General features: G+C 73.0%; 22 protein-coding genes and 1 tRNA gene. 13 read left to right on the plus strand and 10 right to left on the minus strand.

Annotation, left to right across the window (positions count from 1 at the left end; all coding sequences use genetic code 11):
* Positions 1-33: 33 nt before the first annotated feature.
* The 8 genes from ACQP1S_RS04715 (at position 34) to ACQP1S_RS04750 (ending at position 6,646) form a co-directional block, all read left to right on the plus strand.
* On the plus strand, positions 34-621 hold the full coding sequence (locus ACQP1S_RS04715; RefSeq protein WP_357893979.1) for a hypothetical protein: 588 nt from the start codon (positions 34-36) through the stop codon (positions 619-621).
* On the plus strand, positions 621-1,628 hold the full coding sequence (locus ACQP1S_RS04720; protein WP_091248209.1) for an AAA family ATPase: 1,008 nt from the start codon (positions 621-623) through the stop codon (positions 1,626-1,628). Before ACQP1S_RS04715 ends, ACQP1S_RS04720 begins: the two co-directional genes overlap by 1 nt.
* Positions 1,628-2,998: a DUF58 domain-containing protein gene (locus ACQP1S_RS04725; protein WP_091248604.1), complete on the plus strand. Its 1,371-nt coding sequence runs from the start codon at positions 1,628-1,630 to the stop codon at positions 2,996-2,998. Before ACQP1S_RS04720 ends, ACQP1S_RS04725 begins: the two co-directional genes overlap by 1 nt.
* A 5-nt stretch (positions 2,999-3,003) precedes the next feature.
* On the plus strand, positions 3,004-3,564 hold the full coding sequence (locus ACQP1S_RS04730) for a hypothetical protein (protein WP_432907801.1): 561 nt from the start codon (positions 3,004-3,006) through the stop codon (positions 3,562-3,564).
* 102 nt (positions 3,565-3,666) lie between these two features.
* Positions 3,667-5,004 (plus strand): NAD(P)/FAD-dependent oxidoreductase, encoded by a 1,338-nt coding sequence (locus ACQP1S_RS04735; RefSeq protein ID WP_432903386.1) that lies wholly within the window; start codon positions 3,667-3,669, stop codon positions 5,002-5,004.
* A gap of 133 nt (positions 5,005-5,137) precedes the next feature.
* Positions 5,138-5,221: transfer RNA gene (locus ACQP1S_RS04740), tRNA-Leu, on the plus strand.
* Positions 5,222-5,329: 108 nt separating this feature from the next.
* The gene (locus tag ACQP1S_RS04745) at positions 5,330-6,151 is read left to right on the plus strand and encodes a Bax inhibitor-1/YccA family protein (RefSeq protein ID WP_091248215.1); all 822 of its coding nucleotides are present in this window, start codon (positions 5,330-5,332) and stop codon (positions 6,149-6,151) included.
* A 174-nt stretch (positions 6,152-6,325) separates the two neighbouring features.
* Positions 6,326-6,646, plus strand: coding sequence for a hypothetical protein (locus tag ACQP1S_RS04750; RefSeq protein WP_091248218.1), 321 nt, complete (start codon positions 6,326-6,328; stop codon positions 6,644-6,646).
* 3 nt (positions 6,647-6,649) lie between these two features.
* Here the strand turns inward: ACQP1S_RS04750 and ACQP1S_RS04755 are convergent, their stop codons facing one another.
* From ACQP1S_RS04755 to ACQP1S_RS04765, 3 genes are all read right to left on the minus strand, one after another.
* Positions 6,650-7,912, minus strand: a complete 1,263-nt coding sequence (locus ACQP1S_RS04755) for an acetyl-CoA C-acetyltransferase (protein ID WP_091248222.1) — start codon at positions 7,910-7,912, stop codon at positions 6,650-6,652.
* 177 nt (positions 7,913-8,089) lie between these two features.
* Entirely contained in the window at positions 8,090-8,893 is an 804-nt protein-coding gene (locus ACQP1S_RS04760) for an SGNH/GDSL hydrolase family protein (RefSeq protein ID WP_091248609.1), read from the minus strand.
* An 85-nt stretch (positions 8,894-8,978) separates the two neighbouring features.
* On the minus strand, positions 8,979-10,028 hold the full coding sequence (locus ACQP1S_RS04765; protein WP_432903391.1) for an SGNH/GDSL hydrolase family protein: 1,050 nt from the start codon (positions 10,026-10,028) through the stop codon (positions 8,979-8,981).
* Between the two features lie 181 nt (positions 10,029-10,209).
* Between ACQP1S_RS04765 and ACQP1S_RS04770 the strand changes: the two genes are divergently transcribed.
* The 3 genes from ACQP1S_RS04770 to ACQP1S_RS04780 all read left to right on the plus strand — a co-directional run bounded on the left by ACQP1S_RS04770 (position 10,210) and on the right by ACQP1S_RS04780 (position 12,337).
* Positions 10,210-10,566, plus strand: coding sequence for a YkvA family protein (locus ACQP1S_RS04770; RefSeq protein ID WP_091248227.1), 357 nt, complete (start codon positions 10,210-10,212; stop codon positions 10,564-10,566).
* A gap of 75 nt (positions 10,567-10,641) precedes the next feature.
* Complete coding sequence (locus tag ACQP1S_RS04775; protein ID WP_432903394.1) at positions 10,642-12,012, plus strand: cystathionine beta-synthase; 1,371 nt, start codon at positions 10,642-10,644, stop codon at positions 12,010-12,012.
* 52 nt (positions 12,013-12,064) lie between these two features.
* On the plus strand, positions 12,065-12,337 hold the full coding sequence (locus ACQP1S_RS04780) for a hypothetical protein (protein ID WP_432903397.1): 273 nt from the start codon (positions 12,065-12,067) through the stop codon (positions 12,335-12,337).
* A 10-nt stretch (positions 12,338-12,347) separates the two neighbouring features.
* Here the strand turns inward: ACQP1S_RS04780 and ACQP1S_RS04785 are convergent, their stop codons facing one another.
* Entirely contained in the window at positions 12,348-12,866 is a 519-nt protein-coding gene (locus ACQP1S_RS04785) for an N-acetyltransferase family protein (protein WP_432903400.1), read from the minus strand.
* A complete protein-coding gene (locus tag ACQP1S_RS04790; RefSeq protein ID WP_432903403.1) occupies positions 12,863-13,792 on the minus strand; it encodes a ribonuclease Z in 930 nt (309 codons plus the stop codon). Before ACQP1S_RS04790 ends, ACQP1S_RS04785 begins: the two co-directional genes overlap by 4 nt.
* Positions 13,793-14,265: 473 nt before the next feature.
* On the opposite strand from ACQP1S_RS04790, the gene ACQP1S_RS04795 reads away from it, so the two are divergent.
* A complete protein-coding gene (locus ACQP1S_RS04795) occupies positions 14,266-15,987 on the plus strand; it encodes an alpha/beta hydrolase domain-containing protein (protein ID WP_432903406.1) in 1,722 nt (573 codons plus the stop codon).
* Positions 15,988-16,122: 135 nt separating this feature from the next.
* On the opposite strand, the gene ACQP1S_RS04800 is transcribed toward ACQP1S_RS04795, so the two are convergent.
* The 5 genes from ACQP1S_RS04800 to ACQP1S_RS04820 all read right to left on the minus strand — a co-directional run bounded on the left by ACQP1S_RS04800 (position 16,123) and on the right by ACQP1S_RS04820 (position 22,446).
* Entirely contained in the window at positions 16,123-17,298 is a 1,176-nt protein-coding gene (locus tag ACQP1S_RS04800; protein WP_091248240.1) for an osmoprotectant NAGGN system M42 family peptidase, read from the minus strand.
* On the minus strand, positions 17,295-19,121 hold the full coding sequence (gene ngg / locus ACQP1S_RS04805; RefSeq protein WP_091248243.1) for an N-acetylglutaminylglutamine synthetase: 1,827 nt from the start codon (positions 19,119-19,121) through the stop codon (positions 17,295-17,297). The genes ACQP1S_RS04800 and ngg overlap by 4 nt, the downstream gene beginning before the upstream one ends.
* Positions 19,122-19,123: 2 nt before the next feature.
* The gene (locus ACQP1S_RS04810; protein ID WP_432903411.1) at positions 19,124-20,914 is read right to left on the minus strand and encodes an N-acetylglutaminylglutamine amidotransferase; all 1,791 of its coding nucleotides are present in this window, start codon (positions 20,912-20,914) and stop codon (positions 19,124-19,126) included.
* Positions 20,915-21,146: 232 nt separating this feature from the next.
* Positions 21,147-21,809 carry a peptide-methionine (S)-S-oxide reductase MsrA gene (gene msrA, locus ACQP1S_RS04815; protein WP_432903414.1) on the minus strand — a complete coding sequence of 221 codons (663 nt, stop codon included), beginning with the start codon at positions 21,807-21,809 and terminating at the stop codon, positions 21,147-21,149.
* Positions 21,810-22,029: 220 nt separating this feature from the next.
* Complete coding sequence (locus tag ACQP1S_RS04820; protein ID WP_432903417.1) at positions 22,030-22,446, minus strand: HIT family protein; 417 nt, start codon at positions 22,444-22,446, stop codon at positions 22,030-22,032.
* 134 nt (positions 22,447-22,580) lie between these two features.
* Here ACQP1S_RS04820 and ACQP1S_RS04825 point away from each other — a divergent pair, with 134 nt between their 5' ends.
* Positions 22,581-23,720 carry a cystathionine gamma-synthase gene (locus ACQP1S_RS04825; protein WP_091248253.1) on the plus strand — a complete coding sequence of 380 codons (1,140 nt, stop codon included), beginning with the start codon at positions 22,581-22,583 and terminating at the stop codon, positions 23,718-23,720.
* Positions 23,721-23,735 lie beyond the last annotated feature (15 nt).

A 23,735-nucleotide genomic window follows, 5' to 3' on the forward strand; every position in this document is an offset into this window, starting at 1 on the left:
CGCCCGCCACACCGCACCCGGCGGGGTGTCGGGGTGAGCGAACCGACCGGTCTGGACGACCTGTTCTCCTTCGAGGAGGAGCCACCGGCCCGGCCGGGCCGGGCCCGGGGTGGCCGCCTCCGCTGGCTGTTCCGGCTGCTCCTGACCGCCGCCGGGGTGACCGCTGTGGTCCTGGTCGGCCTGCGCGCGGTCGGCCTGCAACTGTCGATCGGCATCGTGGTGGCCGGGGTGCTGGCGGTGCTCACCGTCCGCCGGGTCACCGCCGCGCTGGCCCCGCCGCCCCCGCCCCGCAGCGGCCCCCGGACCCCCGCCGGTGAGGAGCCGGGCGGCTACAACTGGGCGGCCCGGGACGCGCTGCGGGCCGCCATCAACGGCTGGGAACGCCCACTGGAGTGGTCCTCGGGCAACCAGGAGCGGTTCACCGAGCGGATCCTGCCCCGTCTCGGCGAGCTGGCCGACGAGCGGCTGCGCCAACGCCATGGCCTGACCCGGGAAGCCGACCCCACCCGGGCCCGGGCACTGCTCGGGGACCCGCTGTGGAGTTTCCTCGAGACCCCCTCCCGCCGTCCCCCGTCGCCGCGCGACCTCGCGGCGATCGTCGCCGAACTGGAGAAGATCTGATGAACGACGTGGACCGCAGCATTCCCGCCACGGAGGTCGGCCACCTGGCCCGGGCGGTGCTGGACGCGGTCGGCACGGTCGTGGTCGGCAAGCGGGAGTCCCTGGAACTGGTCCTCGCCGGCATCCTGGCCGGCGGGCACGTGCTGCTGGAGGATCTGCCCGGGTTGGGCAAGACACTGACCGCGCGTTCCTTCGCCCAGGCCCTCGGGCTGGACTTCCGCCGGCTCCAGTTCACCCCCGACCTGCTGCCCGCCGACGTCACCGGCTCGTTCCTCTACGACCAGCGCAGCGGCGACTTCTCCTTCCGGGCCGGCCCGCTCTTCACCAACCTGCTGCTGGCCGACGAGATCAACCGGACGCCGCCGAAGACCCAGTCGGCGCTGCTGGAGGCGATGCAGGAGAAGCAGGTCTCCGTCGAGGGCGTCACCTACCGGCTGGACGAGCCGTTCCACGTCCTGGCCACCGCCAACCCGATCGAGTACGAGGGGACCTACCCGCTGCCCGAGGCGCAGCTGGACCGGTTCCTGCTGCGGGTGTCGTTCGGCTACCCGCAGCGCGACGAGGAGTGGGAGGTGCTGCGTCGGCGGATGGACCGCCGCCGCGAGGAGGCGCAGATCGAACCGGTGGTGGACGCCGGCACCCTGCGGGCCATGCAGGCCGCGTTGGAGGACGTGGTGGTGGAGGACTCCGTCGGCAAGTACATCGTGGACCTCACCGCGGCCACCCGGGAGCACCCGTCGGTGCTGGTCGGGGCGTCTCCCCGTGGCTCGCTAGCGCTGCTGCTGCTGGCCCGGGTCCGGGCCGTCTTCGCCGGCCGCGACTACGTGGTGCCGGAGGACGTCAAAGAGGTGGCGGCCCCCGCGCTGGCGCACCGGATCACGCTGCGCCCGGAGATGTGGCTGCGCCGGGTCGACCCGGCGTTCGTGGTCGGCGAGGTGCTGGAGCAGACCCCGGCCCCGGCCAGCGGCGCGCTGCCCAGCTACGCGGCCGGCCGGTCCGGGCGCTGATCGTCGTGGCTGACCGTCAGGAGCCGACGGCGGGCTGGTCGCCCACCTGGGCGCTCGGCCGGGCGGTGCTGCTCACCGGGCTGCTGCTGATCGCCGCCGTCCTGCTCGGCCGGGTCGACCTGGTCGTGCTGGCCACCCCGTTCGCGCTCGGCACCGCGTACGCGTTGCGCCGCCGGCCCGTCGCCGCCCCCGAGTTGGAGATCACCGCCTCGGACGCCCAACTGGTCGAGGGCGGCGAGCTGGCCGGCGCGGTGGCGGTGGGCAATCCGGACATCGTGCCGTACGACGTGGTGGTGGTCCGGACCCGCGTCTCGCCGTGGCTGTCGGTGCGGCGGGCCGGCTTCGGCGGCATCGGGCGGGATGTCAGCCGCTCCGGCGGGGTGGACCGGCCCTTCGTGACCACGCTGTCCACCGGCACCGCCGTCGACCTGGAGCTGTCCGGCACCGCGCTGCGCTGGGGCCGGCACCCGATCGGGCCGGCCGGCGCCCGGGCCGCCGCCGCCGACGGGCTGCTGGTCTCCCGGGCGGTGCTCACCGAACCGGTGCGGATGCGGGTGTACCCGAAGACCGAGCCGTTCGAGGCGGTGGAGGCGATGCCCCGGGCCGCCGGGCTGGTCGGCGCGCACCACTCGCGGCGGCCGGGGGAGGGCGGTGAGCTGGCCGGGGTCCGGGTCTTCGGGCCGGGGGACCGGCTGCGCCGCATCGACTGGCGGGTGTCGCTGCGGACCCGGCAACTGCACGTGGCGTCGACCCTGTCCGACCGGGACGCTGAGGTGGTCGTCCTGCTCGACGTGCTGGCCGAGGCGGGCCGCTCCGGCGGGGTGGCCGGCGCGGCGTCCGTGCTGGACACCACCGTCCGGGCCGCTGCCGCGATCGCCGAGCACTACCTGCACCGGGGCGACCGGGTGGCGTTGCTGGAATACGGCCCGGCAGCCCGCCGACTGCGCCCGGCCACCGGCCGCCGGCAGTACCTGACCGTCCTGGAGTGGCTGCTCGACGTGCACGCCGAGTCCTCCCCGCACGAGCCGTACGACCAGGTCTTCGGGCCGCAGGTGCTCTCCGCCGACGCGCTGGTGGTGGTGCTCACCCCGCTGCTCGACGAGCGGTCCGCGCAGATGCTGGCCCGGCTGGCCCGGGGCGGACGGTTCGTGGTGGCGGTGGACACCCTGCCGACCGATCTCGCTCCGCCCGGCGACCGGGGTTGGGCGCCGGTGGCGTACCGGCTGTGGCGGCTGGACCGGGACACGATGATCGGTCAGCTCCGGGAGCACGGCGTGCCGGTGGTGGGCTGGGCCGGCGCGGGCAGCCTGGACCAGGTGCTGCGGGACGTCGCCCGGCTGGCCACCGCCCCCCGGGTGGGTGGCCGGTGAACGCGGTGGACACGACCCGGGAGCGGGTGCGGGCGGCCCGTACGGCGGTGCGTCGGGTGGCGCCGCTGCCGATGCTGGTGCGCGGGGCCGTCTTCCTGGTCGTGCTGGCCGGCCTGCTGTTGGCGTACCCGGCGGAGTTGTTCCAGGCCCGGTCGCTGCTCGCGCTGACGGTGGTGGCGGTGCTGCCGGCGGCGGCCCCCCGCCGGGTCTGGCCGACCTTCGCCGCGCTGGTCACGGTGGCCGGCTGGGTGTTCGCCTCGGCGGGTTACGACCGGCCCATCGCGTTGTGGCGGTTGCTCGCCGTGGCGACCCTGCTCTATCTCGGGCACACCCTCTGCGCGCTGTCGGCCGTGCTGCCCTACGACGGGGCGATCGACCCGAATGTCGTGCTGCGCTGGCTCACCCGGGCCGGCGCGGTGGTGCTGGCCTCCGCGGTGATCGGCGTGCTGCTGACCGGCGCGGGGCAACTCGGCCCGGCTGACGGTTTCCAGGCGGTCACGGTGGTGGGACTGCTGGTGGCGGTGGGTCTGAGCGGCCTGCTGGGCTGGTTGCTGCGCCGCAGATAGTGGGATTCGGCGGGTACGTAGCGCAGCTCACAGGTGTTGTGCTCCGTCACAGAAGGGGGTCTCGAGGGGTATTACCGCAGCCGCCCGGGGAAAGATGGATACGTGAATCCGAAGCGGATCCTTGTCGTGGGTGCCGGGCACGTGGGCCTGTACGCCGCTCTGCGCCTGTCCAAGAAGCTGAGCTCCCGTGAGGCCGAGGTCGTCGTCGTCGACCCGCAGCCGCACATGACGTACCAGCCGTTCCTGCCGGAGGCGGCGGCCGGCAACATCTCGCCCCGGCACTCCGTGGTGCCGTTGCGGCGCGAGTTGCGCAAGTGCAAGGTCGTCGCGGGCGCGGTGACCCGGATCGACCACAGCCGTAAGACCGCGGTGGTGCAGCCGATCTCCGGCCCGACCCGGGAGATCGGCTACGACCACGTGATCGTGGCCCCCGGCTCGGTGTCCCGCACCCTGCCGATCCCGGGCCTGCACGAGCACGGGATCGGCTTCAAGACCATCGGTGAGGCCATCTACCTGCGCAACCACGTGCTGGACCGGCTCGATGTGGCCGCCGCCACGCCCGACGCCGACGTCCGTCGGTCCGCGTTGACCTTCACCTTCGTCGGCGGTGGCTACGCCGGCATCGAGGCGTTGGCCGAGATGGAGGACATGGCCCGGGACGCGCTGCGCTACTACCCGGAGCTGGAGCCGGACGACATGCGCTGGGTGCTGGTCGAGGCGACCCAGCGGGTGCTGCCCGAGGTCGACCGGGACATGGGCGCCTACACGGTGCAGCAGCTGCTCAAGCGGAACATGGACATCCGGCTGGACACCCGGCTGGAGTCCTGCGTCGACGGTGTGGTGAAACTCTCCGACGGGGACAGCTTCCGCTCCGACACCATCGTCTGGACGGCCGGTGTCAAGCCGTCGCCGATGCTGGACCGGACGGACTTCCCCCGCGACGAGCGGCGGCGGGTCACCTGCCTGCCGACCCTCCAGGTCGTCGACGGCGACCGGGTGGTCGAGGGGGCGTGGAGCGCCGGTGACTGCGCCGCCGTGCCGGACCTGACCAAGGAACCGGGCAACTACTGCTCGCCGAGCGCCCAGCACGCGGTGCGGCAGGCCGCCCGGATGGCCGACAACATCGTGTTGGTGGTGCGGGGCCGGGAGCCGGTCGACTACAAGCACAAGCACGCCGGCAGCGTGGCCAGCCTCGGCCTGCACAAGGGCGTGGCCCAGGTGTACGGCATCAAGATGAAGGGCTGGCCGGCCTGGTTCATGCACCGCACGTACCACATGAGCCGGATCCCGTCGTTCAACCGCAAGGTCCGGGTCGTGGTCGACTGGTCGCTGGCCTTCTTCCTCAAGCGCGAGGTGGTCGCGCTCGGCCAGCTGCACGACCCGCGGGAGGAGTTCGCGGAGGCGTCGCAGCCGGTTTCGATCACCAGTAGGGCGGCCTGACCGCCGATCCGACGCCGGACGCCCCTTCCCGCCTCGCGCGGGGAGGGGCGTCCGGCGTCGGCGGGGTACGCCGGGTCGACGCCGACCGGATACCGTGAGACTGCACCGCTGCGCATCGACGTGACGCGCTCCCGCCCGGGTGGTGGAACGGCAGACACGGCCGCCTTAAAAGCGGCTGCCGCAAGGCGTGCGGGTTCGAGACCCGCCCCGGGCACCACACTCTCAGCTTTCCCACAGCGTCCCGGTCGTCGCCTGTGACACCTGGCCGTTTACCCTGGGAGTGCACGTTTGCGTGCGACTGACCCCCTGAGGGAGGCCTGAGACAGTGAAGACCTCGAACCCGGTGCTCGCCCGGCTCGGCCAGGCGGCCGAGCGGGAGCGGTCCGCCGGGTACGCCCAGCCCGGGCCGTACGGTTACGGACAGCCCGGCGTTCCCCAGCAGTACCCGGGCCAGCCCGGTTCCCCGGTCGCCCCGACGGTGTCCGGCACGATGACCCTCGACGACGTCGTGGTCAAGACCGTCACGCTCCTGGCCATCCTCGGCGTCTCCGCCGCCGCGGCCTGGATCCTGGTGCCGGACTCGGTGCTCGGCGTCGCCTGGATCGGCGCGGCGATGGTCGGTCTGGCCCTCGGCCTGATCATCTCGTTCTCCCGGGTCGCCAACCCGGCGCTGGTGGTCGCGTACGCGATCGTCGAGGGCGCGTTCGTCGGCCTGGTCAGCAAGGTCTACGAGACGGCCTACCAGGGCATCGTGCTCCAGGCCGTGGTCGCCACCTTCGGCGTCTTCTTCGTGATGACCATCCTCTACAAGGCGCGCGTCATCCGGGCCACCCCCAAGTTCGTCAAGGGCATGATCGCCGTGATGGCGGGCCTGTTCGCCGTCATGCTGATCAACCTGGTGCTGGCCCTGTTCGGGGTCAACACCGGCCTGCGCGACGGCAGCCCGCTGGCCATCGGGTTCAGCCTGGTCTGCATCGTGGTCGCCTCGCTGAGCTTCGTGCTCAGCTTCAAGGAGGTCGAGGACGGCGTCCGGATGGGGCTGCCGGCCCGCTACTCCTGGACGGCCGCGTTCGGCATCGTGGTCAGCCTGGTCTGGCTCTACCTGGAGATGCTGCGCCTGATCAGCTACTTCCAGGGCGACGACTGACGGTTTCGCACCCCGGCGCCCGCCACCGCGAACTCGCGGCGGCGGGCGTCGTCGTCTGTCCGCCACTGTCGGCCGGGGCGGGCCTGCGGGGACGCCGTCGGGCCGCGTGCGCCGGCGGACCGGCTGCCCGCCGCTCGGCCCGTACCGACCCGTCGGTGCGTAGACTCGCCGACGATGAGCGCAGCGGAGTTGGACCGGGCGGTGGGCCTGCTGGTCCGTCAGGTGGCCCACTGGGAGCAGCCGCGCTGGGCGGCGGTCGCCGGGGGCGGCAACGTGTCCCGGGCCGACCTGGTGCACAAGCTGGTGCAGGAGGTCGCCGACCTGGCGGCCGACGCGGAGGGTGGGCCCCGGCGGGACGTACCCCGGTTGGCGCAGCCGATGGCGCTGCCCGACCAGCTCCGGGTGGTCGCGGCGGACCTGGTGGCCGCCGGCCCGCCGGAGGCGGTGCTGGCCGGGGCCGCCGTCACGGTGACGGCGACCCGCAGCGCGCTGTAGGGCTCAGCTCAGCCGTTCGAGGACCATCGCCATGCCCTGACCGCCACCGACGCACATGGTCTCCAGACCGATGGTCCGGTCGTGCCACTGCAGGGCGTTGAGCAGGGTGCCGGTGATCCGGGCGCCGGTCATGCCGAACGGGTGGCCGACGGCGATCGCCCCGCCCATCACGTTGACCTTGTCCTCCGGGATGCCGAGCTGCCGGTACGACGGGATCACCTGGGCGGCGAACGCCTCGTTGATCTCGACCAGGTCGACGTCGTCCACGGTCATCCCGGCCCGGCGCAGCGCCTGCCGGGACGCCTCGACCGGGCCGAGGCCCATGATCTCCGGCGACAGGGCGGTGACCCCGGTGGAGACGATCCGGGCCAACGGGGTGAGCCCCAGTTCGTCGGCCCGCTGGGCGCTCATCACCACCACGGCCGCAGCCCCGTCGTTGAGCGGGCAGCAGTTGCCGGCGGTGATCCGGCCGTCCGGGCGGAAGACCGGCTTCAGCCCGGCCACCGCCTCCAGGGTGACCCCGGCGCGTGGGCCGTCGTCGGTGCCCACCACGGTGCCGTCCGGGGTGGTGACCGGGGTGATCTCGCGGGCCCAGAAGCCGTCGGCGATGGCCTTCTCGGCCAGGTTCTGGCTGCGGACGCCGAACGCGTCCATCTCCTCCCGGGTGATGTCGTGCACCTGGGCCAGGTTCTCCGCCGTCTGCCCCATCGTCAGGTAGATGTCGGGGAGCTGACCGGCGTCGCGGGGGTCGGTCCACACCTCGGCGTCCCCCTGGGCGCGGGCCGTCGACCGCTGCCGGGCCTCGGCGAAGCGCGGGTTCTCCCAACCGCCGCCGACCAGCGCCTGCGCCTCGGGCGGCAGGGTGTCGGAGTTGCCCCGGGCGTACCGGGAGACCATCTCGACACCGGCCGAGACGAAGACGTCGCCCTCGCCGGCCCGGATCGCGTGCATCGCCATCCGGGTGGTCTGCAACGACGACGCGCAGTAGCGGGTCACCGTGGCACCGGGCAGGCCGTCCAGACCCATCAGGGTGGAGACCACCCGGGCCAGGTTGAAGCCCTGCTCACCGCCGGGCAGCCCGCATCCGACATAGAGGTCGTCGATCGTGGTGGGATCGAGCCCGGGGACCTTGTCCAGCGCGGCCTGGACGATGGTGGCGGCGAGATCGTCCGGGCGGACCTCGCGCAGGGAACCCTTGAACGCGCGGCCGATGGGGGACCGGGCGGTGGCGACGATGACGGCGTCGCGGGACGACTCAATCGGCATGAACCAACGTTAACTTGACGGTAACTTGACGCGGAAGCGGACCGACCAGCGGGAAATGTCACCCGGCTGCAGCCCCGGGCCGGTGGCGGCGGCGGCCCGGCGGCGGCCCGGGTCGGCGTGGTCCGCTCCGCCGACGGCGGGGGCACGCCCGGCCGGTGCGGGCGACACCGGGGCCGGTCAGTGCCGGGAGGCGACGTTGGCGGCGGCGACCACCGCCGGCAGCAGGGCGTGCGCCCACACCCGGTAACCGTCGGCCGACGGGTGGAAACCGTCGTGGCACAGCGTCCCGGCGTCGGCCCGGAACACCGGCCCGGTCTCCGTGCCCAGGTCGACGACCGTGCCCCCGGCGTCCAGCACCGCGGCGGTCTGTGCCCGGGCGACCCGCCGACCCGACCACCCGATCACCTGCCGCAGCGGCGGGGCGACCGCACGTACCGCACCCAGGTCCGGGCAGGTGCCGACGACGACCTCGACCCCGGCCTCCCGCAGCCGGCGCACCGCCGAGGCGAGGTACGCCGCCGCCTCCAACGGCCGGCTCATCGCCGTGGCGTCGTTCGCCCCGATCAGCACCACCGCGACGTCCGGCCGGTCGCCGAGCAGCGCCCGCGCCACCTGGGTCGCCAGGTCGGTGGAGCGGGAACCGGAGACCCCCACGCTGGACAGGTGCACCCGCCGGCCGGCCGGCCCCTCGGCCAGCAGGTGGGCCAGCTGCCCGCCGACCGTCTCGTCGAAGCGGCCCACCCCGACGCCGAGCGCCGAGGAGTCACCGAGCAGCACCAGCCGCAGCAGTGGGGCACCGGCCCGGCCGACCGTGGCCCGTAGCGCCAGGCCCAGTTCGGGTTGGGCGTAGTCGCGGTTGCGGGCCGCCACCGCCTGGCCGGCGAGCACCGCCGCACCGCCGATCGTCCCGGCGACCAGGGAGACCGCCGCGGCCTTGCCGAGGCGTACGGCCAGCTCGCCGCCGAGGGACCGGCCGGTCACGGCGTCACCGTCCGGAAGTTCGCGTCGGCGCTGACCGGCGTGGCGTGGCAGCCGTGGCACCCGGTGGTTCGCTCGCTGTGCTCGCTCATGCCAGTTCCTCCAGTTGGGGTGAGTCGGCGGCGACGCCGGGCTGCGGCACCGGGGCCACGCCGAAGAAGGCCCGCCGCCGTAGCTGCGCCCAGCGACCGGCCGGGCCGTGGTCGCGGCCCCGGACCTGCACACCGCTGACCTCCGTGCCGGCGTGCCGGGCGGCTTCCTGGGCGGCCTCGGGCAGCGACCGCACACCGTCGCCCCGGGCCGGCGTCGGCCGGCGTTCCCCGCCGCCGAGCGCCGACAGCACGGTCGGCAGGAGCGCGGCGGCGGCCATCGCGTAACCCTCGGCGGAGGGGTGGAACCGGTCCCAGGCGAACATCCGGGTCGGCTCGGCGGAGAACCGTGGGCCGAGCAGGTCACCGAGGGAGACCGTCCAGCCGCCCGCCTCGACCACCGCGACCGTCTGGGCGGTGGCGAGCTGCCGGCTCCACCGGCGGGCCAACCAGCGCAGCGGAGGTTGGATCGGCTGGATCGCGCCCAGGTCGGGGCAGGTCCCGACGACCACCTCGCAGCCGGCCGCGCGCAGCGTGCGGACCGCGTCGACCAGATGCCGGACCGCCACGGAGTACGGCGACCGGTTGGTGACGTCGTTGCCGCCCACCATGATCACCGCCACGTCCGGCGCGCACTCCAGGGCGGCCTCGACCTGCGGCCGGAGCCCGGCGGAGAGCGCGCCGACCACGGCGAAACGATGCACCCGTACGGCCCGGTGCAGTCGTCGGGACAGCCCGGTGGCCAGCAGCGAACCCAGGGTCTCCCGCCGTCGCCGCACGCCGTAGCTGGCGGCGGAGGAGTCGCCGAGGATCACCAGGGTCAGCGGTGCCCCCGGGATCTTGGCACCGTAGACACCGTCGCAGCGCGGCGGCGGAGCCTCCGCCATCGGGATGGCCTGCCGGGCCTGCCGGGCCTGGCCGAGCAGCACCCCGCCGGTCGCGGCGACGGCCGCCGCGGTGGCGCCCGTGCCGATGGCTGCCAGCCGGGCGACCTGACGGGCGCGGTGCCAGCGCGGAACCACCGGTACGACGGAACCAGCCACCCCCATACAGCGACATTATCGCGCCGCAACGGCCCCCCGCTTCCGTCGGGACGGTCGGTTTCAGGGCTGGGCGGCGACGATTCTGGGTACCTGATCCGGCGGCGGGGTCCCCTGCGGTCGCCCCGCCGCAGGTGGCGACGGCTTGCGCCGGGGAGTCACGCTGGTCGGTGGAGAGGGGCTGGATGAGATGGGTAGGACATTGAAGCGGACCGCGGCCTTCACGGCATTGGCCCGGTCGCTGGCGGCGGGCGCGCGCGGTGGTCCGTCGCTGGGCACCCGGCTGGCGGCGCTGCCCCGGATGATCCGGGCCACCGCCCGGGGCGAGTACGACGGCGGGCTCCGGCTGGCGATGATGACGGCGGCCACGGTCTACGTCGTGTCGCCGGTCGACCTGGTGCCGGAGCTGTTCCTGACCGTCCTCGGTCTGGTGGACGACGCCGTGATGGTCACCTGGCTGGCCGGCAGCGTGCTGTCGGAGACCGAGCGTTTCCTGGAGTGGGAGGCGCGTCGCGGCTCCGTCATCCCCGGTCATGTGGCGCTCTGACAGCACGTACCCTGAGCGACGAAGGACCGTCTGCCAGGCCGCCGTCGTCGGCGCCGCAACGAAGGGCACAACGAGGTGCAGTACTACGACAACGTCGTCGACCTGATCGGCAACACCCCGCTGGTACGACTGCGCAACGTCACCGAGGGCATCGGGGCGACCGTGCTGGCGAAGGTGGAGTACCTCAACCCGGGCGGTTCGGTGAAGGACCGGATCGCGCTGCGGATGGTGGAGGACGCCGAGGCCGCCGGGCTGCTCAAGCCCGGTGGCACCATCGTCGAGCCGACCAGCGGCAACACCGGTGTCGGGCTGGCCCTGGTGGCCCAGCTCAAGGGCTACCACTGCGTCTTCGTCTGCCCCGACAAGGTCAGCCAGGACAAGCAGGACGTGCTCCGGGCATACGGCGCCGAGGTGGTGGTCTGCCCGACCGCCGTCGCCCCGGAGGACCCGCGCTCCTACTACAACGTCTCCGACCGGCTGGCCCGGGAGATCCCCGGCGCGTGGAAGCCCGACCAGTACAGCAACCCGGCCAACCCGCGTTCGCACTACGAGACCACCGGCCCGGAGCTGTGGAAGCAGACCGGGGGTGGGCTCACCCACTTCGTCACGGGGGTCGGCACCGGCGGCACCATCACCGGCATCGGGCGTTACCTCAAGGAAGCCTCCGAGGGGCGGGTCCGGGTGATCGGGGCGGACCCGGAGGGCTCGGTCTACTCCGGCGGCACCGGCCGGCCCTACCTGGTCGAGGGCGTCGGTGAGGACTTCTGGCCCGAGACGTACGACCGGGGGATCGCCGACGAGATCATCGAGGTCTCCGACAAGGCGTCCTTCGAGATGACCCGGCGGCTGGCCCGCGAGGAGGGTCTGCTGGTCGGTGGCTCCTGCGGGATGGCCGTGGTGGCGGCGCTGGAGGTGGCCCGCGCGGCCGGCCCGGACGACGTGATCGTGGTGCTGCTGCCCGACAGCGGCAAGGGCTACCTGTCCAAGATCTTCAACGACCGGTGGATGGCCCGGTACGGCTTCCTGGACCACGCCGGCACCGAGCCGACCGTGGCCGACGCGCTGGCGAGCAAGCCGGGCGGCCTGCCCGAGCTGGTGCACGTCCACCCGACCGAGACGGTCCGCGACGCCATCGACTACATGCGCGAGTACGGCGTCTCGCAGCTCCCGGTGCTCAAGGCCGAGCCGCCGGTGGTGACCGGGGAGGTGGCCGGCTCGATCGCCGAGCGGGACCTGTTGGACGCCCTCTTCACCGGTCAGGCGCACCTGCACGACACCATCGAGCGGCACATGGGCGACCCGCTGCCGATGATCGGCGGCGGTCAGCCGGTGAGCGAGGCGGTGGGCCTGTTGGAGAAGTCCGACGCGGCGCTGGTGCTGGTCGACGGCAAGCCCAAGGGCGTACTGACCCGTCAGGACCTGCTCGCCCACCTCGGCGCGCACTGATTCGACGCAGCTGCGGGGCCCTGCCGTCCGGCGGGGCCCCGCAGCACGTCCGGTGCGACCGCAGTGGGGTGGTCGCACCACGCACATCCACGCGATGGTGCACGTGGCCAACGACCGGGTGCTCACCACCCAAGTGATGTTCGACGAGGCCCTCAACAGCACGGTGTACGCCGCCGCGCCGTACTCCGCGCACACCGGGCGGGACACCTTCAACGACAACGACAACATCTATGCCGAGACCATGCTGATGAAGGTCGTCGAGGACGGCGACGGCCATCTCTCAGTGATCAACTTCTCGGTCGACGCGGACCAGGACGGCACCTGACCCGCCCGCGTCAGCAGCCCGGTAGCTGCCGGGCGTAGCGCAGCTGTGGGGTGCGGGTGGGGCCGATCCGCTCGTCCCGACGATCGCCGGTGGCCTGCCAGCCGCCGCGCTCGTAGAAGTGCCGGGCCGGAGCGTTGCTCTCCAGCACCCACAGCACCCCCCGACGCCAGCCCCGGGCCCGCATGGTGTCCAGCGCGTCCACCATCAGCGCCCGGCCGGTGCCCCGGCCCCGCTCGGCCGGGTCGAGGTGGATGGCGTTGAGCAGGCCGGTCACCGGGTCGCCCTCGTCGTCCGGGCCGAGATAGCTGAACCCGACCAGCCGGCCGTCCCGCTCGGCCACGGTCATCAGGTGCTCGTCGCGCTCCCACCTCCACCGCTCGACCCAGTACGCCCCCATCGCCTCGGGCGTCGGGTCGGCCAGCGCCCCGGGCGGCAGGAACGACGAGTACGCCGCGACCCGGGAGCGCTGGTGCAGGGCGCCCACCGACATCAGGTCGTCGGCGACGGCGGGACGGAGCGTGACGGTCACCCGGCCGAGGCTACCCGCCGGGGCGGGACCGGCACGGTGGTCAGGTCCGCGGCGATCACCAGCTCCCCGGTGAAGTGCTCCCGGGCCTCGTCGTGGAAGCGGCGCGGATCGGCGTACCGCTGGGAGAAGTGGGTGAGCACCAGCGTGCGTACCCCCGACTCGGTGGCCACCCGGGCGGCCTGGCCGGCGGTCAGGTGGCCGACCTCGGCGGCGAGCGCGGCCTCCGACGCCAGGAACGTCGACTCGATGACCAGCAGGTCGGCGTGTTCGGCGAGGGCGTACACCCCGTCGCAGAGGCCGGTGTCCATCACGAAGGCGAACCGCTGCCCCGGCCGGACGACGCTCACCTCGTCCCGGGTGACGCGGCGTCCGCCGACGTCCAGGTGCCCGACGCGCAGCAGCTCCCCGACCGCCGGCCCGCCGATGCCGTACGCGGACAGCCGCTCCGGCAGCATCCGGCAGCCGTCCGGCTCAACCAGCCGGTACCCGTACGTCTCGATCGGGTGCCGCAGCCGGCGGGCCTCCAGCGTGCCGACGCCCAGGGTGATCCGCTGCCCGTCGGCGGTGATCGGCGCGACGGCCAGCTCGGCGGTCTCGTGGAAGCTGCTGGCGTGCCGCAGCCGGGCGAAGTAGTCGGCCCCGCCGGCCGGGAAGTGCACCGCCACCGGGTGCGGCACCCGGTCCAGGGAGAGCCGCTGGATGGTGCCGGGCAGGCCGAGGCAGTGGTCGCCGTGGAAGTGGGTGACGCAGATCCGGGTCAGGTCGGTGGCGGTGACCCCGGTGTGCAGGAGCTGCCGCTGGCTGCCCTCGCCCGGGTCGAAGAGGATGACCTCGTCGTCCCAGCGCAGCACGTAACCGTTGTGGTTGCGCAGCCGGGTGGGCGTCTGGCTGGCCGTGCCGAGCACCGTCAGCTCACGCATGGACACCGCCGGCCTCCCCCGGGAACGAAGCGACCCCCGGGGCTTCCGCGCTTGCGCGCGGGCCGACTGGACTGGGTCGGCACCCCGGGGGTCGGGTGGCTGTCGTGGTTTCGCCGCACCGCTGCCACACGGTCTCGACGATCATGCTTGGTGTTTCACTGTCGAGGACAGCGGCTAGCGGACAGCCACCTCACGAGTCCGATTGCTATACAAGTCTGGACCACCTCCTTTCCCGTGTACCGCCACGCTACCTACTGCCCCCGGGGTGCCGGTAGTGATTTTTCGCGAGATACCGCAGACGGCGTCATGCCGGCGGGGGAGGGTCGCCGCCCGGTGACTTTTGTTCAACGAAGCGAAAGTTCGTGCTCATCCGGCCTATCTTTCGCTTGAAGTGAGCATTACTCTCTGCCCCACAGCGGCCACCTCCCGCCGCTGCCCGCCCGAGCCGTCCCCTCGGTCGCTCCCCCGTGAGGTGAACCGTGCCCGTTTCGTCCACCGCCCGAAGGAACACCCGACGAACACTGTTCGCGTTCGGCCTGGCCGGCGCGTTGGCCGTGGCCACCGGTCCGGCCGTCCCGGCGACCGCGGCCGACTCGGCCGCACCCCGCCCGTCCACCGCCACCGGACAGAACGTGGCGAACCCGGTGGTCGCCGGGCCGATCGCCCGGACCACCCCGGTCGGCGACCCCGGCCACGGCTATCCGTTCCTCGCCACCGACGTCGACCTGGCCGCCGCCGGCTACGTCGAGGAGGAGTTCTTCCTCTTCGGCACCGCCACCCGGTACGCGGTGCCGGGCACCCAGAACGCGACGGTCCTCGGCACCGACCAGCCGTACGGCACCCGGCTGGTGGTCCGGCGGCCGGCCAACACCAAGAAGTTCAACGGCACCGTGATCGCCGAGTGGAACAACGTCAGCAACCAGTGGGACCAGGAGGTCGACTGGTTCCAGTCGCACGAGCACCTGATCCGCTCGGGCTACGCCTGGGTCGGGGTCTCCGCCCAGCGGGCCGGGCTGCACTCCGCCACCGGTCTCAAGGCGTGGAGCCCGACCCGCTACGGCCCGCTGGACGTCACCGTGGGCGGCACGGTCACCGACGACAGCCTCTCGTACGACATCTTCAGCCAGGCGGTGAAGGCGGTCCGCAACCCGACCGGGGTCGACCCGCTGGGCAAGCTGCCCGCCCCGCAGTACGTGATCGCCACCGGCCACTCGCAGTCCGCCGGCCGGCTCGCGAACTACTACAACGGCGTCCAGCCGTCGGCCAACGTCCTCGACGCGGTCGTCCTGCACGGCGGCGGCGGGGTGCTACGCACCGACCTGGCGACGCCGGTGTTCCGGATCAACTCGGAGGGGGACGTGGCCAGCGGCATCCTGCCCGCAGCGGCCCGGGCCCAGGCCGACTCGCCCGTCCTGCGGTCCTGGGAGGTCGCCGGCGCCTCGCACGGCGACTGGAAGCTGATCACCGACTACGGGCCGCTGCGCAAGCGGGACATCGGCAGCTACCCCGGTGGCTACCCGGGCGAGCCGCAGACCTGCACGCTGCCCTCGCTGTCGCGCGTCCCGCAGCACATGGTGCAGAACGCGGTGTACGACCACACCGTCACCTGGGTCGCCCACGGTGTGACCCCGCCGACCGCCCCACAGATCCAGACGACCACGACGACCCCGCCGGCCATCGCCCGGGACGACCTCGGGCTCGCCCTCGGTGGCATCCGGCTCGCCCAGCACCAGGTGCCGCTGCGGATCAACAGCGGCAGCAACAGCGGCCCCGGCTTCTGCTTCCTCGACGGCAGTTCGGTGCCGTTGACCGACGCGCAACTCGCCACCCGCTACCCGACCGTCGGGTCGTACGTGGACGCCGCCGTCGCGGCGACGCTCGCCGCCGCCGACGCCGGTCACCTTCCCGCGTCGTTCACCCGCGACCCCGCCTGGTACTCCGACCTGCGGTACCTGATCGCGGAGTACGTCGCCGCCGGCCGGATCACCGAGTACGTGGCGGCCCGGCTGGAGGACCGGCTGCACCGGGCCGAGCAGGCCGGCACCGCCGGGAACGTGGCCCGGGCGAGTGAACTGCTGGGCCAGTTGGCCGACCGGGCGCAGCTGCGGATCACCGGTGACCCGGGCGCCCGGGACGCGGTGCTGCGGGTCACCGGGGCGCTGATCGCCCTGCTCGACGCGGCGGAACGCCGCAGCCGGTGACCCGGCCGGCCGGCGGTGAGTGACCGACGCGCTCGGTGAGCGGCGGGTACGACGGGACACGTCGTACCCGCCGCTCACCGGTGACACCGTCACGACGGCGTCCAGCCGACCGACGGTGACGCGGTGCGGAGCCGGTCAGTCGATGCCGATCGGGCCCTCGCGGGGGCCGTCCCCGCCTGCCGGCTGCACCGCCAGGGACGGGAAGTCGGCCAGGTCGCCCTCCGGCTCGGCGTCCCACTCGGGAAAGACCAGGTCGCTCTGGAGATAGAGGCAGAGCAACTGGGCCAGGTGGCGCAGCCCTTCCAGGTGGGTGCGCTCGTGGCCGTGGGTGGCGTCCACCCCGAAGCCGAGCAGCGCCACCCGGGCGTGTGCGCCCGCCTCGACCGCTGCCGCGACATCCGAGCGGTAGTAGTCGAAGACGTCGCGGACCAGGTCCACCCCGTGCTCCCGGGCGATGGCGGCCAGGTTGCGGGTCAGGTGGTAGTCGAACGGGCCGACCCCGTCACCCATCGCCAGGGTCGCCGCGTCCTCCCGGGACTGCTGGCCGGGGGCGACCACCGCCGCGTCCACCGAGACGATCTCGGCGACGTCCGGGTCCAGGCCGTGGCTGGCCCCGTGGCCGATCTCCTCGGTGACGGTGACCAGCAGGTGGGCGGTGACCGTGGGGGTGATGCCGGCGTCCACCACCGCCTTCAACGCGGTCAGCACCGCCGCCACCCCGGCCTTGTCGTCCAGGTGCCGGGACTTCACGTAACCGGACGGGGTGACCATCGGGTTGGGCAGGAACGCCACGAAGTCGCCCGCGTCGATGCCGAGCGCCCGCAGCCCGGCGATGTCCTCGACCGGCTCGTCGACGCGTACCTCGACGTGCTCCCAGCCGACGCCCTGGAGGTCGACGTCGTCGTTGTAGCGGTGCCCGCTGGCCTTCAACGGCAGCACCTGGCCGGTGATCACCCGGTCCAGGTCGTCGGTGAAGATCCGGACGTGCGCACCCTCGGCGAACCGGGCCGAGTGGGTGCCGATGGTCTTCAGCTCCAGCCGGCCGTTCTCCTTGAGCCGCTTGACCATGCCGCCGATGGTGTCGGTGTGCACCACGATGGCCCGGTCCGCACCGGTCTGCCGGGGGCCGGGCAGGCAGGCGCTGAGCGCCCCCCGCCGGGTCAACGTGGACGGGATGCCGAGCGCGGAGAGGCGCTCCCCGACGTACTGCTGCACGTGGTCGGTCCGCCCCGACGGGCTCGGGATGTCCAGCAGTTCCACCAGCACCTGGCGCAGGTAGTCCAGGTCGATCTCCAGGGGCTTGAGGCTCACGCGACCCCTCCGGGCCCGGCCGGGCTCCAGAGACGCTGCGGGGCACGGGTGCCCGGGAAGAGCAGGTCCACGAAGCGCTCGGCGGTCGGCTGGGGCTCGTGGTTGGCCAGCCCCGGCCGCTCGTTCGCCTCGATGAACACGTGCTCGGGCTGGTCGGGGGCGGGGACCAGCAGGTCCAGCCCGGTCACCGGGATGTCCAGGGCCCGGGTCGCCGCCACGCAGGCGGTGGCGATCGTCGGGTGCAGTTCGGCCGTCACGTCGTGGATTGTGCCACCGGTGTGGAGGTTCGCCGTCCGGCGCACCGCCAGCACCTGTCCCTCGGGCAGCACGTCGTCCATCCGGTGCCCGGCCTCGGCCACCACCTCGCGGGTCATCTCGTCGACCGGGATGCGGGACTCACCCCCGGTGGCGGCGGCCCGTCGCCGGCTCTGCCGCGCGATCAGCTCGGTGATGCCGTGCACCCCGTCGCCGGTGATCTGCGCCGGTCGACGTACGGCGGCGGCCACCACCTCGTGGTCGATGACGATCACCCGCAGGTCCTCGCCCGCGCGCAGCTCCTCGATCAGCACGTCGGGGCAGAACCGGCGGGCCAGCTCGACGGCGGTCGCCAGCGCCTCGGCGGTCCGCACCCCGACGGTGATCCCGTTGCCCTGCTCGCCCCGGGCCGGCTTGACCACCACCGGGCCGACCTCGGTGAGGAAGGCCAGGTCGTCTGGCTCCCCGGTGGCGGTCCGGCCGCGCGGCACCGACAGGCCCGCCTCGGTGAGGATGCGCCGGGTGACCCGCTTGTCGTCGCAGCGGCTCATCGCCACCGCCGAGGTCAGCTCGGACAGCGACTCGCGGGTGACGATCGTCCGGCCGCCGTTGGTCAACCGCAGTTCACCCCAGTGCGGGTCGGTGACCTCCACCCGGATGCCGCGCCGCATCGCCTCGTCGGCGACGATCCTCGCGTACGGGTTGAGCTGGGCGTATCCCGCCGGGGCAGCCGGCAGGAAGAGCCGCTGGTTGATCGGGTTCTTCCGCTTGACACACAGTGTGCCGGTCCGGTGGAAGCCCAGCCGCTCATAGAGCCGGATCGCGCCGGAGTTCTCGGCGAGCACCGACAGGTCGACGAAGGCGCGTCCCCGCTCGTCCAGCCGGTCGGCCAGCTCGGTGAGCAGGGCCTGACCGGTGCCGGGCGGCGCGGTGTTGAAGTCCACGGTCAGACACCAGAGGCTCGCGCCGTTCTCCCGGTCGCCGAAGACCGCCACGTGGTCGACGCCGGTGATGGTGCCGACGATCTCCCCGGTGCTCGCCTCGGCCACCAGGTGCAGGAACCGGTCCGTGCCGGCGTTGTCGACCAGCACCTCCACCGGCGCGGTGACCATGCCGTTGCGGGCGTAGATCCGGTTCACCGCGTCCGCGTCGTCGGCGTCGCGCAGCGGCCGGACGGTCAGCCCGGGGATCTCGGTGCGCTCGGTGGCGGCGGGCCGGTGCGCGCCCAGCGGCAACCGGTAGGTCAGCGACGGGTCGATGAACAACTCGTCGGGGAGCCGGGACACCAGCAGGTGCGGGTCGCGCAGGTAGATGCAGATGTCCCGGGCACCGGCCGCCTCGGACCGCAGCACATAAGCCACCGCGACCTGCTCGGCGAAGGTCTGGCCGAACACCAGCCGCCCCCAGCCGCAGTCGAGCACCACGTCGGCCGGCCCGGTGGGGCGCTGTCGCGGTTCCGGGGCGTCCGGGGCCATCGGGTCGCCGCCGGGTCCGGTCCGTTCCCGGCGACGGCCGAGCACCCGCTCCCGGTCGGTACGGGCCGTGCCGGTCGCGAGGGTCTCGTTCACGGTCAGTCGATTCCGTGGCTCTGGAGCCACATTTCCAGAAGTCCCAGTTGCCACAGTTTGTTTCCGTTCAACGGGGTCAGTTCGGCGTTCGGGTCGGCGAGCAGCGCATTGACGTAGTCGGCACGGAACAGGTCGCGGCGGCGGGCCTGCGGCGCGCCGAGCGCGTCACGGACCCGGCCGAGGAGCTTGCCCTCCAGATGGGTCAGGCCGGGCACCGGGAAGTAGCCCTTGGGGCGGTCGATCACCTCGTGCGGCAGGACCCGGCGGCCGATCTCCTTGAGCACGCCCTTGCCGCCCTGGGCCAGCTTCAGCTCGGGCGGGCAGCTCGCCGCCAGCTCCACGAACTCGTGGTCGAGGAACGGCACCCGGGCCTCCAGGCCGTGCGCCATGGTCATGTTGTCGACCCGCTTCACCGGGTCGTCGGTGAGCATGATCTGGGTGTCGATCCGCAGGCCGGCGTCGACGGCGGTCTGCGCCCCGGCCCGGCCCAGGTGGGCGGCCACGAACTCGCGCGCCGGATCGCCGTCGGCCAGCCACGCCGGGTGGAGCACCCGGGCCAGTCCGGCCGCGTCCCGGTCGAAGAACGCCTTCGCGTACGTGTCGAGCGCCTGCTCCCGGTCGATGCCGGCCAGCGGCGGGTACCAGTGGTAGCCACCGAGGATCTCGTCCGCGCCCTGGCCGGACTGGACCACCTTGACGTGCTTGGACACCTCCTGGCTGAGCAGGTAGAAGGCGACGCAGTCGTGGCTGACCATCGGCTCGCTCATCGCGGCCACCGCCGCCTCCAGCGGTGGCACCAGGTCACCGGCGGCCACCTTGAGCTGGTGGTGGTCGGTGCCGAAGGTCTTCGCCACCAGGTCGGAGTAGACGAACTCGTCGCCCTCGCGGCCGCCGACGGCGTCGAAGCCGATGGAGAAGGTGGACAGCCCGGAGCGGGTCTGCCCCTCGCCGGCCAGCAGCGCCACCACCAGGCTGGAGTCCAGGCCGCCGGAGAGCAGCACGCCCACCGGGACGTCGGCGACCATCCGGCGGCGTACCGCGGTGGTCAGCGACTCCAGCAGGGCGTCCTCCCAGTCGCGGGCCGACCAGTCGGCGCGTGACGCGTCCCGGGTGAAGGACGGGTCCCAGTAGACCCGCTCGTGGGTGCGGCCGTCCGGCTCGTAGACCCGGACGGTGGCCGGGGGGAGCTTGGCGACGCCGCGCAGGATGGTGCGCGGCGGCGGCACGATGCTGTGGAAGCTGAGGTAGTGCGACAGCGCCACCGGGTCGATGGAGGTGTCGATCCCGCCACCGGCCAGCAGGGCGGGCAGGGTGCTGGCGAACCGCACCACGCCCGGCGTCTCGGCCAGGTAGAGCGGCTTGATGCCGAGCCGGTCCCGGGCCAGCACCAGCCGGCCGGTGTCCCGCTCGGTGATCGCGACGGCGAACATGCCGATCAGGTGGTCGACGAAGTCGAGCCCCCACTCGGCGTACGCCTTGACCACCACCTCGCTGTCGCCGGAGGAGAAGAAGCGGTGCCCCTTGGCCTGCAACTCCTCGCGCAGCTCGCGGTAGTTGTAGATGCAGCCGTTGAACACGCCGGTGAGCCCGGCGGCCGGGTCGACGATCGGTTGCCCGCTGGCGGCGGAGAGGTCGATGATCTTCAAGCGGCGGTGTCCGAGGGCGGTGGCCCCCTGTGACCACATTCCGCTGTCGTCGGGCCCCCGGTCACTCATCGTGGCCGCCATGCGTTCCACCGCCGACACATCGGCCCGGGAACCGTCACGGCGGAACTCTCCCGCAAGTCCGCACATGCCAGCCAATGCTGCCAGAGGTTGTTGCACTTCGCCTGTTGAGCTGATGTCGGCCGTGTTACGGGATTGCTAGTATGTGCGCCACTCACCGTGACGTTGCCGCGCGGGCCGACGTTCCTGCCCGGGGCCCGACCGGTGCCCGATTCGCCCCGGGCCCGCGATGTGACAAACACCGCAGGCCCGGTCAACGCCGCCCGGCGGGTCGCCCGACGGCCGGGTTCGGGACCGCCGCTCAGCCAGCGGTACGGGCCACCCCGACCGGGCAGCTCAGCCCGTTGGGCCCGTGGTTGCAATAACCGCCCGGATTTTTCGTCGGGGCCAGATACTGCTGGTGGTAGTCCTCGGCGAAGAAGTAGTCGCCCAGCGGGGCGATCTCGGTGGTGATCTCACCCTTGCCGGCCCGCGCCACGATCGGCGCGAACGCGTCCCGGGACGCCTGCGCGGTGGCCAGCTGCGCGTCGCCGGTGGTGTAGATCGTCGAGCGGTACTGGCTGCCGACGTCGTTGCCCTGACGCATGCCCTGGGTCGGGTCGTGGTTCTCCCAGAACACCTTGAGCAGGTCCTCGTAGCTGATCACGGCGGGGTCGTAGACCACCTGGACCACCTCGGCGTGCCCGGTCATCCCCGAACACACCTCCTCGTAGGTCGGGTTGGCGCTGTAGCCGCCCGCGTAACCGGCCGACGTGGTCAGCACCCCCGGCAGGGTCCAGAACAGCCGCTCGGCGCCCCAGAAGCAGCCCATGCCGAAGACGGCGACCTGGGCACCCTCCGGGAACGGGCCCTTCAGCGACGACGGCAGCACCTCGTGCCGGTCCCCGATCGGCATCGCGATCGGGCGGCCGGGCAGGGCCTGGTCGGGGCTGATCATCTCGGCCTTCATGCGGCGAAGGAACACGGTGGAACTCCTCTCGTACCTCTCCCCGCATGCAACACCGGCGGGCCCGGCTTCCTTACCCACTGAGCCCCGCCTCTCGCCCGCTGCGGCCCCCCAATGTCGCCCCGTCTCCGGCCGGCATCCCGGATGCCGGCCGATCTTGGAAAGAAACGGCCTCTCTGGGGGCCCGGAACCCGCCAAGATCCGATGGCCGGGGCCGGGGCCGGGGCCGGGGCCGGGGTCAGGAGGGGAGGGCGGTGGTGATGCGGGTGGCGTAGGAGTCGGCCTCGGCGTCGTCGGCGTAGCGGGTGCGCGGCCAGAAGAAGCCGCGCAGGCCGTCGCCCTTCGTCCTCGGCACCACGTGGGTGTGCAGGTGGGCCACCGACTGGGACACCTTGTTGTTCATCGCCACGAACGTCCCACCGGACCCCAGGCCGGACTCCACGGCCACCGCCAGGCGCTGCACCAGCCCGAAGTAGCCGGGCAGGGCCGCCGCCGGCAGGTCGGTCAGGGTGACCAGATGGTCCCGGGGCACCACCAGGACGTGCCCCTTGAAGACCGGCCGGGTGTCCAGGAACGCCACCCCGTCCGGCTCGTCGGCCACCCGGAACGCCGGCACCTCCCCGCCCACGATGCCGCAGAACACACACCCACCCATCGGCGCAGCCTACTGCCGGACCCCCGCGCCCGCTGGCACCCCGCACGTCGCCCCCGCGCCCCGCCTCGACTGATCGTCTACGGCAGGTGCGGGTTCCGTCCGGCCGGTGGGTGCGGCGGACTAACGTCTGCGGGATGAGTCACGGCTTCGAGACGCTCGCCATCCACGCCGGCCAGGACCCGGAGGCCCGGACCGGCGCGGTGATCCCACCGATCTACCAGACCAGCACGTACGCCCAGGACGCCGTCGGCGCGCCCCGGCAGGGCTACGAGTACAGCCGCTCCGGCAACCCCACCCGGGACGCGCTCCAGGAGTGCCTGGCCGCGCTGGAGGGTGGCCGGGTCGGCCTCGCCTTCGCCAGCGGCCTGGCCGCCGAGGACACCCTGCTGCGGGCCGTCTGCCGGCCCGGCGACCACGTGGTGATCCCCGACGACGCGTACGGCGGCACCTACCGGCTGTTCGCCCGGGTCGCCGAGCGCTGGGGGCTGACGTACACCCCGGCGAAGGTCTCCGACATCGACGCGGTCCGGGCGGCGATCCGCCCCGACACGAAGATCGTCTGGGTGGAGACGCCGACCAACCCGCTGCTCGGCATCGCCGACATCGCCACCCTGGCCGCGGTCGCGCACGACGCGGGCGCGCTGCTGGCGGTCGACAACACCTTCGCCTCGCCCTACCTGCAGCAGCCGCTCGCACACGGCGCGGACGTGGTGGTGCACTCCACCACCAAGTACGTCGGCGGGCACTCCGACGTGGTCGGTGGCGCGCTGGTCGTCGCGGACACGGCGCTCGGCGACGAACTGCGCTACCACCAGAACGCGATGGGCGCGATCAACGGGCCGTTCGACGCCTGGCTCACCCTGCGCGGCATCAAGACCCTCGGGGTACGGATGGACCGGCACTGCGACAACGCCGAGCGGATCGCCGCCTTCCTCGACGGGCACGCCAAGGTGGCCCAGGTGATCTATCCGGGCCTGCCGTCGCACCCCGGGCACGAGGTGGCCGCCAAGCAGATGCGCCGGTTCGGCGGCATGATCTCCTTCCGGGCCGCCGGTGGCGAGGAGCACGCCGTGCAGATCTGCAACCGGGCCCGGCTGTTCGTCCTCGCCGAGTCGCTCGGCGGGGTGGAATCCCTGATCGAGCACCCGGGCCGGATGACACACGCAAGTGCTGCCGGCTCGCCGCTTGAAGTTCCCGGCGATCTCGTGCGACTGTCTGTCGGCATCGAGACGGTCGACGACCTGCTCGCCGATCTGGAGCAGGCGCTGGGCTGACCGCGGGCTGGGGAG

Source organism: Micromonospora matsumotoense, from assembly GCF_050951065.1.
Lineage (GTDB): Bacteria > Actinomycetota > Actinomycetes > Mycobacteriales > Micromonosporaceae > Micromonospora > Micromonospora matsumotoensis.

Excerpts from the sequence above, each read along its gene's own strand:
- ACQP1S_RS04825 (WP_091248253.1), top strand. The coding sequence starts at position 22,581 with ATGAGTCACGGCTTCGAGACGCTCGCCATCCACGCCGGCCAGGACCCG.
- ACQP1S_RS04770 (WP_091248227.1), top strand. The coding sequence starts at position 10,210 with ATGGGTAGGACATTGAAGCGGACCGCGGCCTTCACGGCATTGGCCCGG.
- ACQP1S_RS04765 (WP_432903391.1), bottom strand. The coding sequence starts at position 10,028 with ATGGGGGTGGCTGGTTCCGTCGTACCGGTGGTTCCGCGCTGGCACCGC.
- ACQP1S_RS04820 (WP_432903417.1), bottom strand. The coding sequence starts at position 22,446 with ATGGGTGGGTGTGTGTTCTGCGGCATCGTGGGCGGGGAGGTGCCGGCG.
- ACQP1S_RS04720 (WP_091248209.1), top strand. The coding sequence starts at position 621 with ATGAACGACGTGGACCGCAGCATTCCCGCCACGGAGGTCGGCCACCTG.
- ACQP1S_RS04755 (WP_091248222.1), bottom strand. The coding sequence starts at position 7,912 with ATGCCGATTGAGTCGTCCCGCGACGCCGTCATCGTCGCCACCGCCCGG.
- ACQP1S_RS04750 (WP_091248218.1), top strand. The coding sequence starts at position 6,326 with ATGAGCGCAGCGGAGTTGGACCGGGCGGTGGGCCTGCTGGTCCGTCAG.
- ACQP1S_RS04810 (WP_432903411.1), bottom strand. The coding sequence starts at position 20,914 with ATGTGCGGACTTGCGGGAGAGTTCCGCCGTGACGGTTCCCGGGCCGAT.